Source organism: Enterobacter sp. BRE11 (assembly GCF_031844285.1).
In the GTDB taxonomy this organism is placed as follows: domain Bacteria; phylum Pseudomonadota; class Gammaproteobacteria; order Enterobacterales; family Enterobacteriaceae; genus Pantoea.
In genome coordinates this window covers 89,224-105,060 of record NZ_JAUZUX010000007.1, presented here as the reverse complement: position 1 = coordinate 105,060, position 15,837 = coordinate 89,224, and the positions used below count along the sequence as shown (strand labels likewise).

Here is a 15,837-nt window from a genome sequence, read left to right as displayed (position 1 = left end):
TGGAAAGTGTTAGACTAGTGAGTTGCTGAAGTCATACATAATTCTGCTGTTTTTCGCCCTTTCGGCGGTAAAAACCAGAGCTAATTTTTATCCCCTGGGAACAGCGAGCGACCGGGATTAAGCCATCGAGGAGTGTCGTCACACAATGGCAAAAGAGAAAAAACGTGGCTTTTTTTCCTGGCTGGGATTTGGCAAAGAAGAAGAGACACAACAGCCTGCTGAAGCGTCTGAGCAGCAGCCTGATGAGCCTGCGCTGGCGCAGGCGGAAACCGAGGCGGCGCATACCGTCGAGCTGACCGAACAGGTCGCCGAGGCGCAGCGCGAAGCACCTGCGCAGGCCGAGGAAGAGCGCGTTGCCCCAGAGCCAGAAGCGGAAGCGGTCGTCCAGAAAGCACAGGACGCGGAAATTATCGCGCCGCTGGAGGAGATCGTTCCCGAAGAGGAGCCGGAGCTGGCGCCAACGCCTGTCGCAGACGAGCTCTTGCCGGAAACGCTGCCAGAAGAAGAGCAGCCGCTGGATGATGAAGCGCTGGCGGCGCTGGCGCTGGCAGAAGCGCCGCAGGATGACGTGGCGGAAGAGATCATCGCCGAAGAAGAGGCTGAGGCAACGGTTGCCGACGAAGCGGTGCAGGACACCGTCAGCGATCTGCCGCTCGCCGCTGCGCCAATTCTCTCCCAGGAGCAGGAACGTCCCACCAAAGAGGGATTCTTCGCGCGTCTGAAGCGCAGCCTGGTCAAAACGCGCCAGAACCTCGGCTCCGGCTTTATCAGCCTGTTCCGCGGCAAAAAAATCGACGATGAGCTGTTTGAAGAGCTGGAAGAGCAGCTGCTGATCGCCGACGTCGGCGTCGAGACCACGCGCCGCATTATCACTAACCTGACGCAGCAGGCGAACCGCAAACAGCTGCGCGACGCGGAAGCGCTCTACGGCCTGCTGAAAGCGGAAATGGCGGGCATTCTGGCGAAAGTAGACGCGCCGCTCGACGTCAGCGGCAAAGGGCCGTTTGTGATCCTGATGGTCGGCGTCAACGGCGTCGGCAAAACCACAACCATCGGCAAGCTGGCGCGCCAGTATCAGGCGCAGGGCAAATCGGTCATGCTGGCGGCGGGCGATACTTTCCGCGCGGCGGCCGTGGAGCAGCTGCAGGTGTGGGGCGAACGCAATCATATTCCGGTGGTGGCGCAGCATACCGGCGCGGATTCCGCCTCGGTGATCTTCGACGCCATTCAGGCGGCGAAAGCGCGCGGCGTTGACGTACTGATCGCCGATACCGCTGGTCGTCTGCAGAACAAATCGCACCTGATGGAAGAGCTGAAGAAAATCACCCGCGTGATGAAAAAACTGGACGAGGAGGCGCCGCACGAAGTGATGCTGACCCTCGACGCCAGCACCGGCCAGAACGCCATCAGCCAGGCGAAACTCTTCCATGAAGCGGTCGGCCTGAGCGGTATTACCCTGACCAAGCTGGACGGTACGGCGAAAGGCGGCGTGATCTTCTCGGTGGCCGATCAGTTCGGCATCCCGATTCGCTATATCGGCGTCGGGGAAGGCATAGAAGATTTACGGCCCTTCAAGGCCGAAGATTTTATTGAGGCACTGTTTGCCCGAGAGGACTAATTGGGATGATTCGCTTTGAAGAGGTCAGTAAGGCATATCTCGGCGGGCGTCAGGCGCTGCAGGGGGTCGATTTTCATCTGCGGCCGGGCGAAATGGCGTTCCTGACCGGCCATTCCGGCGCCGGTAAGAGTACCCTGCTGAAGCTGATTTGTGGCATCGAGCGGCCGAGCGCGGGCCAAATCTGGTTCAGCGGTCACGATATTTCACGGCTGCGCCACAGCGAGGTGCCGTTCCTCCGTCGCCAGATCGGCATGATCTTTCAGGATCACCACCTGCTGATGGATCGTTCGGTTTACGACAATGTCGCCATCCCGCTGATTATTTCCGGCGCCAGCGGCGAAGATATTCGCCGCCGCGTCTCAGCGGCGCTGGATAAAGTTGGCCTGCTTGATAAAGCGAAAAGCTTTCCGATTCAGCTCTCCGGCGGCGAACAGCAGCGTGTCGGCATTGCGCGCGCCGTGGTGAACAAGCCCGCCGTGCTGCTGGCGGACGAACCGACCGGCAACCTGGACGACGCGCTGTCGGAAGATATCCTGCGTCTGTTCGAAGAGTTTAACCGCGTAGGCGTCACCGTACTGATGGCGACGCACGACAGCGGGCTGATCGCGCGGCGACGCTATCGCGTCATGACGCTCAATCAGGGACGCCTGCATGGAGGCCACGATGGTCAATAAACGCAACAAGCGCCCCGCTGCGCCTAAAGCGAAAGCGCCGTCTAAAAGCAAAGCGCTGAAGGGCGGCTGGCAGGAACAGTGGCGCTACGCGTGGCGCGGCACTCTGTCAGATATGTATCGCCAGCCGCTGGCGACGCTGCTGACGGTGATGGTGATCGCCATCTCGCTGACGCTGCCCAGCGTCTGCTATATGGTGTGGAAAAACGTCAGCCAGGCGGCGACGCAGTGGTATCCCGCGCCGCAGCTGACGGTTTATCTGTCGAAAACGCTGGACGATACCGCCGCGGAAAACGTGGTGGCGCAGCTCAAGCAGGTCGACGGCGTGGATAACGTCAACTACCTGACGCGAGAAGAGGCGCTGAACGAGTTCCGCAACTGGTCGGGCTTTGGTGGCGCGATGGATATGCTGGAGCAGAATCCGCTGCCGGCGGTGGCGATTATTACGCCGAAGCTTAACTTCCAGAATGCCGACACCATGCAGAACCTGCGCGACAGCGTCGCGAAAGTGCAGGGCGTCGACGAAGTACGCATGGACGACAGCTGGTTTGCCCGACTGGCGGCGCTGACCGGGCTGGTGGGCCAGGTCGCGTCGATGATCGGCATTTTGATGATTGTCGCGGTGTTCCTGGTGATCGGCAACAGCGTGCGGCTTAGCATCTTCGCGCGGCGCGATACCATTAACGTACAGAAGCTGATTGGTGCCACCGACGGCTTTATTCTGCGCCCGTTCCTCTACGGCGGCGCGCTGCTTGGCTTAAGCGGGGCGGTGCTGTCGCTGATCCTCTCTGAGGTGCTGGTGCTGCGTCTGCAGTCGGTGGTGGCGCAGGTAGCGCAGGTGTTTGGCACCACCTTCTCACTGGAAGGCTTCTCGTGGGACGAAGGGGTGCTGCTACTGCTGATCGCCGCGATCATCGGCTGGATCGCCGCCTGGCTGGCGACGGTGCAACATTTACGTCGTTTTACGCCCCAGTAACCGCCTGCAACGTTTTTTTGGTATAATGTTCCTCTGCTGCCGACGATCCGGGCGCAGAGGAACCTCCCTCTCTTCCCGCCTCGTCATCTGTGTGTAAAATATTCACTGCTATAATTGAACTTGTGGATAACTTGGCTACTCTAAGTAGCACACATTGCTTTCGGATTTTCCCCGGCGTTGACTTAAGGTAACGTCTGCTCAAAGGGAAGACGCAGCAACTTAATAACCATTGTGAGGGTTTGAATGACCAAAGAAATGCAAACTTTAGCTATTGCTCCTCTTGGCAACCTGGAATCTTATGTTCGGGCCGCCAACGTCTGGCCGATGCTGTCGGCAGAAGAGGAAAAAGCGCTGGCTGAACGGCTGCATTACCAGGGCGATCTGGATGCGGCTAAAACGCTGATCCTGTCTCACCTGCGCTTTGTAGTTCATATCGCTCGTAATTACTCCGGTTACGGCCTGCCTCAGGCGGACCTGATTCAGGAAGGGAACATCGGCCTGATGAAGGCGGTGCGTCGCTTTAATCCTGAAGTGGGCGTGCGTCTGGTCTCTTTCGCCGTGCACTGGATTAAAGCCGAGATTCACGAATACGTGCTGCGCAACTGGCGTATCGTGAAGGTCGCTACCACGAAAGCGCAGCGCAAGCTGTTCTTTAACCTGCGTAAAACCAAGCAGCGTCTGGGCTGGTTCAATCAGGATGAAGTCGAGATGGTGGCGCGTGAACTGGGCGTAAGCAGCAAAGACGTGCGTGAAATGGAATCGCGTATGGCTGCGCAGGATATGACCTTCGATATATCCGCCGACGACGAGAGCGGCGAAGGCAAAGCGATGGCGCCGGTGCTCTATCTGCAGGATAAAACCTCAGACTTCGCCGACGGCATCGAAGAGGATAACTGGGAATCGCACGCGGCAGACAAGCTGAGCGATGCGATGCAGGGCCTCGACGAGCGTAGCCAACATATCATCCGCGCCCGCTGGCTGGATGAAGATAACAAAACCACGCTGCAGGAACTGGCAGATCGCTACGGCGTTTCGGCCGAACGCGTACGGCAGCTGGAAAAAAATGCCATGAAAAAACTCCGCATGGCAATTGAGGCATAACGGAACGGCAAAAACGGGCGACGCGAGTCGCCCTTTTTTTTGCCCGCTATTTCACCCAGCCATCCGCCTGCGCGCGAAAACCGCAGGCCTGCATAAACGCCGCGCGCTCGCCCTGATTCGCGCTGCCTTTGTCCGCCACCCACCAGCTTGAGACCGAGCCATTTTGTGCAAGCGTCTCTTCCAACAGATAACGCCCTACGCCGCGACGGCGCGTCACCTCGCGCACCTCCAGCTGTGAAATAGTCCCCTGGGTTCCCACGAGCGTCAGCTTTAAGGCACCCAGCAGCCGCGCATTAAAACGGGCGGCATAAAGGCGAACATTTTCGTTCAGGCTGCCCTCCAGCGCAGCGATCTCCTCATCTGGCCAGATTTTCGCAAGGTCGATGCGGTCCTGCGCGCTCAGCGTGGTCAGGCGCAGAATAGTGAGTTTCATAACAAACACCTGTACTAGTCGAAAGGGCATAGTGTAGCGAATTTAGACAGTCAGAGCGCCGTCACTTTTTTAAGTTGAAAACAGGTCAAAAGATGGTCTGGATGCCAGGATAGAGGAGATAAAGAACAATAAGCGGCGTAAAAGCCAGCATAACGCGCTGGAGAAATAGCGGATGAGCCTGCATAACAACCAGATGATTATGCTGTTTCGGCTGGCTATTTCCCAATGTGTCAGTTGATTTACAGAAGAAACTTCCTGTTTAATAACCTGAAAAATAAAGCCTTATTACCAAAAAATACCGGAAAAGTTCGCTAAATCATTCATAAACATCATTTTTCAGCTTTATCCGGTAGCAAAAGCAAACCACAAATCACAGACACAACAAGATGGGGAAGTCCGCATGAAAATGAGTAAAGGCCGCGCATTACTGGCGGGTTGCGTTGCGCTGGCGATGAGCCACGCCGCTCTGGCTGACGACATCAAAATCGCTATCGTCGGTGCCGTAACCGGCCCGGTCGCGCAGTATGGCGATATGCAGTTCACCGGCGCCGCGCAGGCGATTAAGGATATCAACGCCAAAGGCGGCGTAAACGGCAATAAGCTGGTGGGCGTGGAGTATGACGACGCCTGCGACCCGAAACAGGCGGTGGCGGTGGCGAACAAGGTCGTCAACGACGGCATTAAGTACGTTATCGGCCATCTTTGCTCCTCTTCTACTCAGCCTGCGTCCGACATCTATAACGACGAAGGCGTGCTGATGATTACCCCGGCCGCTACCGCGCCGGAGCTGACCGCCCGCGGTTACGAAACCATTATGCGCACCACCGGCCTGGACTCCGATCAGGGGCCGACCGCGGCAAACTATATTCTCGACCAAATCAAGCCTAAACGTATCGCCGTGGTGCATGACAAGCAGCAGTACGGCCAGGGCCTGGCGGAATCGGTTCAGAAAACCCTGAAGGCGAAAGGCGGCAACGTGGTGCTGTTTGAAGGCATTACCGCGGGTGATAAAGACTTCTCTACGCTGATCGCGCGCCTGAAGAAAGAGAACGTCGACTTCGTTTACTACGGCGGTTACTACCCGGAAATGGGCCAGATTCTGCGCCAGGCGAAAGCGGCTGGCCTGAACGCCGGCTTTATGGGACCGGAAGGCGTGGGCAACGCCTCGCTCTCCAATATCGCGGGCGACGCCTCGGAAGGCATCTATGTAACGCTGCCGAAGCGCTATGACCAGCTGCCGGAGAACAAGGCGATTGTCGATGCTATCAAGACCAACAGCGCGCAGAACCGCAAGGATCCGACCGGTCCGTTCGTCTGGACTACCTATGCGGCGATCCAGTCGCTGGCGGCTGGCATTGAGCGCAGCAAGAGCGACGAGCCGGAAGAGATTGCGAAAAACCTGAAGGGCGGCGAGCCGGTGCCGACAGTGATGGGCAACCTGAGCTGGGATCAGAAAGGCGATCTGAAAGGCTTCGAGTTCGGCGTATTCAAATGGCACAAAGACGGTTCCTCAACCGCAGTTAAGTAATGTTTCATCGACAGACCAATCCCTTGCCGCGTCGGCAGGGGATTTTCCCGTTCTCATGCAGGTCTTCACTATGTCCGAGCAGTTTCTTTATTTCACACAGCAGATGCTTAACGGGGTCACCCTCGGCAGCACCTATGCGCTGATCGCCATCGGTTACACCATGGTTTACGGCATCATCGGCATGATCAACTTCGCCCACGGCGAGGTCTATATGATCGGCAGCTATGTCTCCTTTATCGTGATTGCCGCCCTGATGATGATGGGCATCGACACCGGCTGGCTGATGATTGCCGCCGGCTTCGTGATGGCGATCCTGATCTCCAGCGCCTACGGCTGGAGCATCGAGCGCGTCGCCTATAAGCCGGTGCGATCGTCGAAGCGCCTGATCGCGCTGATCTCCGCCATCGGTATGTCGATCTTCCTGCAAAACTACGTCAGCCTGACGCAGGGCTCGCGCGACCTCGCGCTGCCGAGCCTGATTACCGGCCAGTGGACGCTGGGCGAGAGCAACGGCTTTGCCGCCACCGTCTCCACCATGCAGATCGTCATCTGGCTGGTGACCTTCCTGGCGATGCTGGCGCTGACGCTGTTTATTCGCTATTCGCGTATGGGCCGCGCCTGCCGCGCCTGCGCCGAAGATCTGAAAATGGCGAGCCTGCTCGGCATCAATACCGACCGCGTGATTTCGCTCACCTTCGTGATTGGCGCGGCGATGGCGGCGGTGGCGGGCGTGCTGCTCGGCCAGTTCTACGGCTCAATTAACCCCTTTATCGGCTTCATGGCCGGCATGAAGGCCTTTACCGCCGCGGTGCTGGGCGGTATCGGCAGCATTCCCGGCGCGATGATTGGCGGCCTGGTGCTCGGCATCGCCGAAGCGCTGACTTCTGCCTATCTCAGCACCGAATATAAAGACGTGGTCTCTTTTGCGCTGCTGATCGTGGTGCTGCTGGTGATGCCGACCGGCATTCTGGGCCGCCCGGAGGTCGAGAAAGTATGAAATCTTCCTTTATCAATGCGCTGCTCTCCTCCCTGATGCTGCTGGTGCTGGCCAGCTTTTTTATGGGCATGCGTCTCGGCCTCGACGGCACGCGTCTGGTGGTGCAGAGCGCTGGCGACGTGCGCTGGAACTGGATTTTCGTCGGCTGCGGCGTGGTCTTTCTCTTTCAGCTGCTGCGCCCGTTCTGGCAGCGCGGCCTGAAAAAGATCTCCGGTCCGGCGCTGGTGCTGCCCGGCATCGACGGCTCCACGCCGAAGCAGAAGCTGTTTATGCTGGCGCTGATCGTCGTCGCGGTCGCCTGGCCCTTTTTCGTCTCGCGCGGTGCGGTGGACATCGCCACGCTGACGCTGATCTACGTGATGCTCGGCCTCGGACTCAACGTGGTGGTCGGCCTGTCAGGTTTACTGGTGCTTGGTTACGGCGGCTTCTACGCTATCGGCGCCTACACCTTCGCGCTGCTGAATCACTACTTCGGCCTCGGCTTCTGGGAGTGTCTGCCGCTGGCGGGCATCGTCTCGGCGCTGTTCGGGCTGCTGTTGGGCTTTCCGGTGCTGCGCCTGCGCGGCGACTATCTGGCGATCGTCACGCTCGGCTTCGGCGAAATCGTGCGCATTTTGCTGCTGAACAACACTGCGCTGACCGGCGGCCCCAACGGCATCGCGCAGATCCCTAAGCCGTCGCTGTTTGGCCTCGAGTTCGGCCGTAAAGTCTCCGAGGGCGGCTGGAGCACCTTCCACGAATTTTTCGGCCTGAAATATGACCCCAGCGACCGCGTGATTTTCCTCTATCTGGTGGCGCTGCTGCTGGTGGCGCTGACGCTGTTCGTGATTAACCGCCTGCTGCGCATGCCGCTGGGCCGCGCGTGGGAAGCGCTGCGCGAAGATGAGATCGCCTGTCGCTCGCTCGGCCTCAGCCCGACGCGCATCAAGCTGACCGCCTTTACCATTAGCGCCGCGTTCGCCGGCTTCGCCGGCACGCTGTTCGCCGCACGCCAGGGCTTTGTCAGCCCGGAGTCCTTTACCTTTGTCGAATCCGCCTTCGTGCTGGCGATTGTGGTGCTGGGCGGCATGGGCTCGCAGTTCGCCGTGATCCTCGCCGCTATCCTGCTGGTGGTGTCGCGCGAGCTGATGCGCGATCTGAACGAATACAGCATGCTGGTGCTGGGCGGCCTGATGGTGCTGATGATGATCTGGCGTCCGCAGGGGCTGCTGCCGATGAAGCGTCCGCACCTGAAACTGAAGCAGAAACAAGGAGAGCAGGCATGAGTCAGCCTTTATTAGCCGTTGAAGGCCTGATGATGCGCTTCGGCGGCCTGCTGGCGGTCAATAACGTGGCGCTGGAGCTGCGCCCGCAGGAGATCGTCTCGCTGATCGGTCCCAACGGCGCGGGAAAGACCACCGTCTTCAACTGCCTGACCGGCTTCTACAAGCCGACCGGCGGCACCATTAAGCTGCGCGAGCAGCATCTGGAGGGCCTGCCCGGCCAGCAGATTGCCCGCATGGGCGTGGTGCGCACTTTTCAGCACGTTCGCCTGTTCCGTGAGATGACGGTCATCGAGAACCTGCTGGTCGCGCAGCACCAGCATCTGAAAAGCAGCCTCTTTTCAGGCCTGTTCAAAACCCCGGCGTTTCGTCGCGGCGAGAGCGAGGTGCTGGATCGCGCCGCCACCTGGCTGGAGCGTATCGGGCTGCTCGATCTGGCCAACCGCCAGGCGGGCAATCTGGCCTACGGTCAGCAGCGCCGTCTGGAGATTGCGCGCTGCATGGTGACGCGTCCGGAGATCCTGATGCTGGACGAACCGGCGGCCGGGCTGAATCCGAAAGAGACGCACGAGCTGGATGAGCTGATCGCCGAACTGCGCGCTGAGCACAAGGTGTCCGTCTTGCTGATAGAACATGATATGAAGCTGGTGATGGGCATTTCCGACCGAATCTATGTGGTGAACCAGGGTACGCCGCTGGCCAACGGCACGCCGGAAGAGGTGCGTAATAATCCGGATGTGATCCGAGCCTATTTAGGAGAGGCGTAACATGGCAAATCCAATGTTATCCGTTAACAACGTTAGCGCGCACTACGGCAAGATCCAGGCGCTGCATAACGTCAGCCTGCATATTAGTCAGGGCGAAATCGTCACGCTGATCGGCGCCAATGGCGCGGGGAAAACCACGCTGCTCGGCACGCTGTGCGGCGAGCCGCGCGCCACCCAGGGCAGCATTACCTTCGATGGCAAAACCATTACCGACTGGCAAACCGCGCGCATCATGCGCGAGGCGATCGCCATCGTGCCGGAAGGACGTCGGGTGTTTTCGCGCATGACGGTAGAGGAGAACCTGGCGATGGGCGGCTTTTTCGCCAGCCGTCAGGAGTATCAGACGCGCATCGCGCGCGTTTATGCGCTCTTTCCGCGTCTGGCGGAGCGTAAAATCCAGCGCGCGGGCACCATGTCCGGCGGCGAGCAGCAGATGCTGGCGATCGGCCGCGCGCTGATGAGCCAGCCGCGTCTGCTGCTGCTGGACGAGCCCTCCCTGGGGCTGGCGCCGATTATTATCCAGCAGATCTTCGATACCATCGAGCAGCTGCGCAAAGAGGGGATGACTATCTTTCTGGTGGAGCAGAACGCTAACCAGGCGCTGAAGCTGGCGGATCGCGGCTATGTGCTGGAGAACGGGCACGTGGTGCTGGAAGATACGGGGGAAGCTCTGCTCTCCAACGAAGCCGTCCGCAGCGCTTACCTTGGTGCCTAGGCCTGGCTTACTTGCCATTTCGACAGCGAGCAGTGCTCGCATTCCTCACGTACTTTAGTACGCTCCGGATGCTGCGCGCTGGCCCTTGCCGAACTGGCTGCGCCGCCGACGGCCTTTGGCGTTGGATAAGGCCTGGCTTACTTGCCATTTCGACAGCGGGCAGTGCTCGCATTCCTCACGTACTTTAGTACGCTCCGGATGCTGCGCGCTGGCCGGTGCCGAACTGGCTGCGCCGCCGACGGCCTTTGGCGTTAGATAAGGCCTGGCTTACTTGCCATTTCGACAGGGGCAGTGCTCGCCATCCTCACGTACTATGTGTACGCTCCGGTGGCTGCGCGCTGTCCGGCGCCGAACTGGCTGCGCCGCCGACGGCCTTTGGCTGTGGTGCGATAACACAATTTAGATAAAACCTCCTTCATCTGGCCGTCATCCGGCTGTCATCTCGCTGTTATTAATCCGTCATTTTCCCGTGTCATGTTACTTCGCGAACAAAAAATGCGTGATATCGCGCGTACCTACCTGCACAGGAAAACTCTATGTCTGTCTTTACTTATAAAAAAAGCCTGATGAGTGCGGTTCTGGGCCTGGCCATCAGCGGCAACGCGCTGGCCGCCACTGAAATTCCTTTCTGGCACTCAATGGAGGGCGAGTTAGGCAAAGAGGTCGACTCGCTGGCGCAACGTTTCAACCAGGCGCATCCCGACTATAAAATCGTGCCGACCTATAAAGGCAACTACGAGCAGAGCCTCGCGGCAGGCATCGCAGCGGTGCGTACCGGCAAAGCGCCGGCCATTTTGCAGGTTTATGAAGTCGGCACCGCCACCATGATGGCGTCGAAGGCGATCGTGCCGGTGCATCAGGTCTTCCAGGACGCGGGCATTCCCTTCGATGAAAAACAGTTTGTGCCGACCGTGGCGGGCTACTACAGCGACGCCAGCGGCCATCTGATCTCTCAGCCGTTCAACAGCTCCACGCCGGTGCTCTACTACAACAAAGACGCCTTTAAAAAAGCGGGCCTGAACCCGGATCAGCCACCGAAAACCTGGCAGGCGCTGGCGAAAGATGCCGACGCGCTGCGTAAGGCAGGCATGAGCTGCGGCTACGCCAGCGGCTGGCAGGGCTGGATCCAGATCGAAAACTTCAGTGCCTGGCACGCCTTGCCGGTCGCCAGCAAAAACAACGGCTTCGACGGCACCGATGCGGTGCTGGAGTTCAACAAGCCGGTGCAGGTGCGTCATATCCAGATGCTGGAGGAGATGAACAAGAAAGGCGACTTCACCTACTTCGGCCGTAAAGACGAATCCACCGCCAAGTTCTATAACGGCGACTGCGGCATCACCACCGCCTCTTCAGGTTCGCTGGCGGATATCAAACACTACGCCAAATTTAACTTCGGCGTCGGCATGATGCCCTATGACGATACGGTGCCGAACGCGCCGCAGAACGCCATTATCGGCGGTGCCAGCCTGTGGGTGATGAAAGGCAAAGACGCCAACACCTACAAGGGCGTCGCGGAATTTATGCAGTTCCTCGCGCAGCCGGAAATCGCCGCTGAATGGCATCAGAAAACCGGCTACCTGCCGATTACCACCGCCGCCTACGAGCTGAGCAAGCAGCAGGGCTTCTACGACAAGAACCCTGGCGCGGATATCGCAACACGTCAGATGCTGAACAAAGATCCGCTGCCGTTCACCAAAGGTATGCGCCTGGGCAATATGCCGCAGATTCGCACCATCGTTGACGAAGAGCTGGAAGGCGTCTGGACCGGCAAGCAGACGCCGCAGGCCGCGCTGGATAGCGCGGTGAAACGCGGCAATGAACTGCTGCGCCGCTTTGAACAGCAGGTGAAGTAACCTGTGACGTTAAAAGGGCCGGCGCTGCTGGCCCTGTTCTCTTTCTCAGACAGAGTACGCTATGTCTTCATCTCGCCCGGTGTTTCGCACCAGTCTGTTGCCCTATCTGCTGGTGCTGCCGCAGCTGCTGATTACCGCTATCTTTTTCCTCTGGCCCGCAGGCGAAGCGCTGTGGTATTCGCTGCAAAACCTCGATCCCTTCGGCCTCTCCAGCACCTTTGTCGGCCTGGACAATTTCAGGCGCCTGTTTCAGGACAGCTACTATCTCGACGCCTTCTGGACCACCATCGTGTTCAGCACGCTGGTCACGGTGTGCGGCATGGTGCTGTCGCTGCTGCTGGCGGCGCTGGTGGATTATGTTATCCGGCTGCGCAAGCTCTACCAGACGCTGCTGCTGCTGCCCTACGCGGTGGCGCCGGTGGTTGCGGCGGTGATGTGGATGTTTCTGTTCAATCCCGGTCTCGGCCTGATTAGCCACTTCCTGAATCAGATCGGCTACAGCTGGAATTACGCGCAGAACAGCGGTCAGGCGATGTTCCTGATTGTCGTCGCCTCGATTTGGCAGCAAATGAGCTACAACTTTCTCTTCTTTTTCGCCGCGCTGCAGTCGATTCCAAAATCGCTGGTGGAAGCCGCGGCGATCGACGGCGCCGGGCCGGTGCGCCGCTTCTTCAATCTGTCGCTGCCGCTGATTACGCCGGTGAGCTTTTTCCTGCTGGTGGTAAACCTGATCTACGCCTTCTTCGATACCTTTCCGGTTATCGACGCCGCGACCGGCGGCGGGCCGGTGCAGGCCACCACCACGCTGATCTACAAAATCTATCGCGAAGGCTTTACCGGACTGGATCTCTCTTCATCGGCGGCGCAGTCGGTGGTGCTGATGCTGCTGGTGATCGGCCTGACCGTGATTCAGTTCCGCTTCGTTGAGCGTAAGGTGCAGTACCAATGATTGAAAACCGTCGCGGGCTGGATATCTTCAGCCACACGCTGCTGGTGCTGGGCGTGCTCACCATTCTTTTTCCGCTCTACGTCGCCTTCGTTGCCGCCACGCTGGATAACGAGGCGGTCTATCAGGTGCCGATGACCCTCATACCTGGCACCCACCTGTGGGAGAACGTCTCGCGCATCTGGACCCAGGGGGTTAACGGCAGCGGCCCGGCGTTTAGCCTGATGCTGCTCAACAGCCTGATTATGGCGTTCGGTATTACCGTCGGCAAAATTACGGTGTCGATGCTCTCCGCCTTTGCGCTGGTCTGGTTTCGCTTTCCGCTGCGCACGCTCTTTTTCTGGCTGATCTTCATTACGCTGATGCTGCCGGTCGAGGTGCGTATTTTCCCTACCGTGCAGGTGATCGCCGATCTCAATATGCTCGACAGCTACAGCGGCCTGACGCTGCCGCTGATGGCATCGGCCACGGCGACATTTCTGTTCCGCCAGTTCTTTATGTCGCTGCCGGATGAGCTGATCGAGGCGGCGCGCATCGACGGCGCCAGCGCGCTGCGCTTCTTCTGGGACATCGTGCTGCCGCTGTCGAAAACCAACCTCGCGGCGCTGTTCGTCATCACCTTTATCTACGGCTGGAACCAGTATCTCTGGCCGCTGCTGATCGTCAACGACGCCTCGCTCAGCACCGCAGTGGCGGGGATCAAAAGTATGATCTCCACCAGCGGATCGCCGACGCAGTGGAACGAAGTGATGGCGGCAATGTTATTAACCCTGATCCCACCGGTAGTGGTGGTGCTGGTCATGCAGCGCGCGTTCGTGCGTGGCCTGGTCGAGAGCGAGAAATAAGCATGGCAGGCGTAACCCTTCAGGCGGTAACCAAGTCCTACGACGGCAAGAATCAAATCATTCAGCCGCTCAACGTCACCGTCAACGATGGCGAATTTATGGTGATGGTCGGTCCCTCCGGCTGCGGAAAATCGACGCTGCTGCGCATGGTGGCCGGGCTGGAGCGCGTCACCTCCGGCGATATCTATATCGATGACAGACGCGTCACCCAGCTGGAGCCGAAAGATCGCGGCATCGCGATGGTGTTTCAGAACTACGCGCTCTATCCGCATATGACGGTCGAGGAGAATATGGCCTATGGGCTGAAGATCCGCGGCATGAGCAAAGAACATATCCGCCTGCGCGTGCTGGAAGCGGCGCGCAGCCTGGAGCTGGATCAGCTGCTGAGCCGCCGTCCACGCGAGCTTTCCGGCGGCCAGCGCCAGCGCGTGGCGATGGGCCGCGCCATCGTACGCGAGCCCTCGGTGTTTCTGTTCGACGAGCCGCTCTCCAACCTGGACGCGCGGCTGCGTGTGCAGATGCGACTGGAGCTGCAGCAGCTGCACCGTCGCCTGCAAACCACCAGCCTTTACGTCACGCACGATCAGGTCGAAGCGATGACGCTGGCGCAGCGCGTGATGGTATTGAACAAGGGCTTTGTCGAGCAGATCGGCACGCCGGTAGAGATTTACGAGCGTCCCGCCAGCCAGTTCGTCGCTTCCTTTATCGGCGCGCCGGCGATGAACCTGATTGACGGCCAGATCGGCAGCAACGGCACGCGCTTCAATATCGACCACTCCTACTCTCTGCCGCTCGGCGAGATCAAGGCGAAGTGGGCGAATCGTGCCGTGACGCTCGGCATCCGTCCCGAACATGTGCGCATCAGCCCGCGCGAGCGCGAGGGCATTCCGCTGCGCGTCGAGACGCTGGAGCTGCTCGGCGCGGACAACCTGGCGCACGGGCGCATCGGCGAGACGCCGCTGGTGGTGCGTCTGCCGCACAGCGAACGCCCGCAGGCGGGCAGCACGCTGTGGCTGCATCTGCCGTCGGATGCGTTACACTATTTCGATTCAACGACCGGAAAGCGTCTGGAATGAGCACATACAACTGGCCCTATCCTCATATCGTCGCCCATCGCGGCGGCGGCAAACTGGCCCCGGAAAATACCCTGGCGGCGATCGACGTCGGCGCGAAGTGGGGCCATACCATGATCGAGTTCGACGCGAAACTGTCGCAGGATAAGCAGATTTTTCTGCTGCACGACGACACGCTGGATCGCACCAGCAGCGGCTGGGGCGTCGCGGGTGAGCTGCCGTGGGAAAAACTGGCGCAGCTCGATGCGGGCGGCTGGTTCGGCAAGGCGTTCGACGGCGAACCGCTGGCGCGGCTTCCCGACGTGGCGGCGTGCTGTCGCCGGTACGGCATGATGGCGAATATCGAAATCAAACCGACTACCGGCAGCGAGGCGGAAACCGGTCGCGCCATCGCCCATGCGGCGAAAACGCTGTGGCAGGAGATGACCGCGCCGCTGCTGTCGTCGTTCTCTTACGTGGCGCTGGAGGCGGCGATGCAGGCGGAGCCGGATCTGCCGCGCGGCCTGCTGCTTGATGAGTGGGATGAGGCGTGGCAAAGCAAAACCGCTGCGCTGGCGTGCGTCTCGATTCACCTTAACCATAAACTGCTCGACGCCGAACGCGTCGCGACGCTGAAGGCCGCCGGCCTGCATATTCTCGTCTACACGGTAAACGACCCGGATCGGGCGCGTACCCTGCTGAAATGGGGCGTCGACGCCATCTGTACCGATCGCATCGACATTATCGGCCCCGACTTTCGTTAATTACGGTTCTGCTGCTGACCCGGCTGCGTGTTGATAACGCGCTGCTGGGCGCTGCTGCGCTGTTCCTGCATTTTGCGCTGTATCTGCTGCGTCTGCTGCTGCTGATCCTGCTGCAGTTTGTTCTGCTGCTGCTGCTGCCGGATCTGCATCTGCGTCTGCATGCGCTGCTGGCTTGGGTTGTAGCCCGGCTGATTAGGCTGATTCGTGTTGTTCAGCATATTGGCCATGCTGCTGAGTGGCAGCAGCGCGGCAAAGACGATTAACCATTTTTTCATGTGACTTCCTCCGTCAAGGCGGCCTCGCCATCGT

The 15,837-nt window shown here is 59.5% G+C and carries 16 protein-coding genes; 14 read left to right on the top strand and 2 right to left on the bottom strand.

What is annotated here, in order from left to right; all coding sequences use genetic code 11:
- Positions 1 to 145: 145 nt before the first annotated feature.
- From ftsY to rpoH, 4 genes are all read left to right on the top strand, one after another.
- On the top strand, positions 146 to 1,618 hold the full coding sequence (gene ftsY, locus Q9R34_RS09160; protein ID WP_434124796.1) for a signal recognition particle-docking protein FtsY: 1,473 nt from the start codon (positions 146 to 148) through the stop codon (positions 1,616 to 1,618).
- A gap of 5 nt (positions 1,619 to 1,623) precedes the next feature.
- Positions 1,624 to 2,292, top strand: coding sequence for a cell division ATP-binding protein FtsE (gene ftsE / locus Q9R34_RS09155; RefSeq protein WP_123800667.1), 669 nt, complete (start codon positions 1,624 to 1,626; stop codon positions 2,290 to 2,292).
- Positions 2,282 to 3,265 carry a permease-like cell division protein FtsX gene (ftsX, locus tag Q9R34_RS09150; protein WP_485893184.1) on the top strand — a complete coding sequence of 328 codons (984 nt, stop codon included), beginning with the start codon at positions 2,282 to 2,284 and terminating at the stop codon, positions 3,263 to 3,265. Before ftsE ends, ftsX begins: the two co-directional genes overlap by 11 nt.
- 243 nt (positions 3,266 to 3,508) lie before the next feature.
- The gene (rpoH, locus tag Q9R34_RS09145; protein WP_485893183.1) at positions 3,509 to 4,366 is read left to right on the top strand and encodes an RNA polymerase sigma factor RpoH; all 858 of its coding nucleotides are present in this window, start codon (positions 3,509 to 3,511) and stop codon (positions 4,364 to 4,366) included.
- Positions 4,367 to 4,412: 46 nt separating this feature from the next.
- On the opposite strand, the gene panM is transcribed toward rpoH, so the two are convergent.
- A complete protein-coding gene (gene panM / locus Q9R34_RS09140; protein WP_485893182.1) occupies positions 4,413 to 4,799 on the bottom strand; it encodes an aspartate 1-decarboxylase autocleavage activator PanM in 387 nt (128 codons plus the stop codon).
- A 400-nt stretch (positions 4,800 to 5,199) separates the two neighbouring features.
- Here panM and Q9R34_RS09135 point away from each other — a divergent pair, with 400 nt between their 5' ends.
- The 10 genes from Q9R34_RS09135 (at position 5,200) to ugpQ (ending at position 15,528) form a co-directional block, all read left to right on the top strand.
- The gene (locus Q9R34_RS09135) at positions 5,200 to 6,327 is read left to right on the top strand and encodes a branched-chain amino acid ABC transporter substrate-binding protein (protein ID WP_434124799.1); all 1,128 of its coding nucleotides are present in this window, start codon (positions 5,200 to 5,202) and stop codon (positions 6,325 to 6,327) included.
- Positions 6,328 to 6,397: 70 nt separating this feature from the next.
- A complete protein-coding gene (livH, locus tag Q9R34_RS09130; protein WP_434124800.1) occupies positions 6,398 to 7,324 on the top strand; it encodes a high-affinity branched-chain amino acid ABC transporter permease LivH in 927 nt (308 codons plus the stop codon).
- On the top strand, positions 7,321 to 8,589 hold the full coding sequence (locus tag Q9R34_RS09125) for a high-affinity branched-chain amino acid ABC transporter permease LivM (RefSeq protein WP_434124801.1): 1,269 nt from the start codon (positions 7,321 to 7,323) through the stop codon (positions 8,587 to 8,589). Before livH ends, Q9R34_RS09125 begins: the two co-directional genes overlap by 4 nt.
- On the top strand, positions 8,586 to 9,353 hold the full coding sequence (gene livG / locus Q9R34_RS09120; RefSeq protein ID WP_485893181.1) for a high-affinity branched-chain amino acid ABC transporter ATP-binding protein LivG: 768 nt from the start codon (positions 8,586 to 8,588) through the stop codon (positions 9,351 to 9,353). Before Q9R34_RS09125 ends, livG begins: the two co-directional genes overlap by 4 nt.
- A 1-nt stretch (position 9,354) precedes the next feature.
- A complete protein-coding gene (gene livF / locus Q9R34_RS09115; protein WP_485893180.1) occupies positions 9,355 to 10,068 on the top strand; it encodes a high-affinity branched-chain amino acid ABC transporter ATP-binding protein LivF in 714 nt (237 codons plus the stop codon).
- Between the two features lie 536 nt (positions 10,069 to 10,604).
- Positions 10,605 to 11,921: a sn-glycerol-3-phosphate ABC transporter substrate-binding protein UgpB gene (ugpB, locus tag Q9R34_RS09110; RefSeq protein ID WP_434124804.1), complete on the top strand. Its 1,317-nt coding sequence runs from the start codon at positions 10,605 to 10,607 to the stop codon at positions 11,919 to 11,921.
- Positions 11,922 to 11,982: 61 nt separating this feature from the next.
- The gene (ugpA, locus tag Q9R34_RS09105) at positions 11,983 to 12,870 is read left to right on the top strand and encodes a sn-glycerol-3-phosphate ABC transporter permease UgpA (RefSeq protein WP_485893179.1); all 888 of its coding nucleotides are present in this window, start codon (positions 11,983 to 11,985) and stop codon (positions 12,868 to 12,870) included.
- Entirely contained in the window at positions 12,867 to 13,712 is an 846-nt protein-coding gene (gene ugpE, locus Q9R34_RS09100; protein WP_434124806.1) for a sn-glycerol-3-phosphate ABC transporter permease UgpE, read from the top strand. The genes ugpA and ugpE overlap by 4 nt, the downstream gene beginning before the upstream one ends.
- A 2-nt stretch (positions 13,713 to 13,714) precedes the next feature.
- Entirely contained in the window at positions 13,715 to 14,788 is a 1,074-nt protein-coding gene (locus tag Q9R34_RS09095; RefSeq protein ID WP_485893178.1) for a sn-glycerol-3-phosphate import ATP-binding protein UgpC, read from the top strand.
- Positions 14,785 to 15,528 carry a glycerophosphodiester phosphodiesterase gene (ugpQ, locus tag Q9R34_RS09090; RefSeq protein ID WP_485893177.1) on the top strand — a complete coding sequence of 248 codons (744 nt, stop codon included), beginning with the start codon at positions 14,785 to 14,787 and terminating at the stop codon, positions 15,526 to 15,528. The genes Q9R34_RS09095 and ugpQ overlap by 4 nt, the downstream gene beginning before the upstream one ends.
- Here ugpQ and Q9R34_RS09085 read toward each other — a convergent pair.
- Positions 15,525 to 15,803, bottom strand: coding sequence for a DUF2756 domain-containing protein (locus Q9R34_RS09085; protein WP_485893176.1), 279 nt, complete (start codon positions 15,801 to 15,803; stop codon positions 15,525 to 15,527). The two genes, ugpQ and Q9R34_RS09085, sit on opposite strands and share 4 nt — an antisense overlap.
- Between the last annotated feature and the right edge of the window lie 34 nt (positions 15,804 to 15,837).

Coding starts and splice junctions, on each gene's coding strand:
- ftsY (WP_434124796.1), top strand. CDS start 146: ATGGCAAAAGAGAAAAAACGTGGCTTTTTTTCCTGGCTGGGATTTGGC.
- ftsE (WP_123800667.1), top strand. CDS start 1,624: ATGATTCGCTTTGAAGAGGTCAGTAAGGCATATCTCGGCGGGCGTCAG.
- ftsX (WP_485893184.1), top strand. CDS start 2,282: ATGGTCAATAAACGCAACAAGCGCCCCGCTGCGCCTAAAGCGAAAGCG.
- rpoH (WP_485893183.1), top strand. CDS start 3,509: ATGACCAAAGAAATGCAAACTTTAGCTATTGCTCCTCTTGGCAACCTG.
- panM (WP_485893182.1), bottom strand. CDS start 4,799: ATGAAACTCACTATTCTGCGCCTGACCACGCTGAGCGCGCAGGACCGC.
- Q9R34_RS09135 (WP_434124799.1), top strand. CDS start 5,200: ATGAAAATGAGTAAAGGCCGCGCATTACTGGCGGGTTGCGTTGCGCTG.
- livH (WP_434124800.1), top strand. CDS start 6,398: ATGTCCGAGCAGTTTCTTTATTTCACACAGCAGATGCTTAACGGGGTC.
- Q9R34_RS09125 (WP_434124801.1), top strand. CDS start 7,321: ATGAAATCTTCCTTTATCAATGCGCTGCTCTCCTCCCTGATGCTGCTG.
- livG (WP_485893181.1), top strand. CDS start 8,586: ATGAGTCAGCCTTTATTAGCCGTTGAAGGCCTGATGATGCGCTTCGGC.
- livF (WP_485893180.1), top strand. CDS start 9,355: ATGGCAAATCCAATGTTATCCGTTAACAACGTTAGCGCGCACTACGGC.
- ugpB (WP_434124804.1), top strand. CDS start 10,605: ATGTCTGTCTTTACTTATAAAAAAAGCCTGATGAGTGCGGTTCTGGGC.
- ugpA (WP_485893179.1), top strand. CDS start 11,983: ATGTCTTCATCTCGCCCGGTGTTTCGCACCAGTCTGTTGCCCTATCTG.
- ugpE (WP_434124806.1), top strand. CDS start 12,867: ATGATTGAAAACCGTCGCGGGCTGGATATCTTCAGCCACACGCTGCTG.
- Q9R34_RS09095 (WP_485893178.1), top strand. CDS start 13,715: ATGGCAGGCGTAACCCTTCAGGCGGTAACCAAGTCCTACGACGGCAAG.
- ugpQ (WP_485893177.1), top strand. CDS start 14,785: ATGAGCACATACAACTGGCCCTATCCTCATATCGTCGCCCATCGCGGC.
- Q9R34_RS09085 (WP_485893176.1), bottom strand. CDS start 15,803: ATGAAAAAATGGTTAATCGTCTTTGCCGCGCTGCTGCCACTCAGCAGC.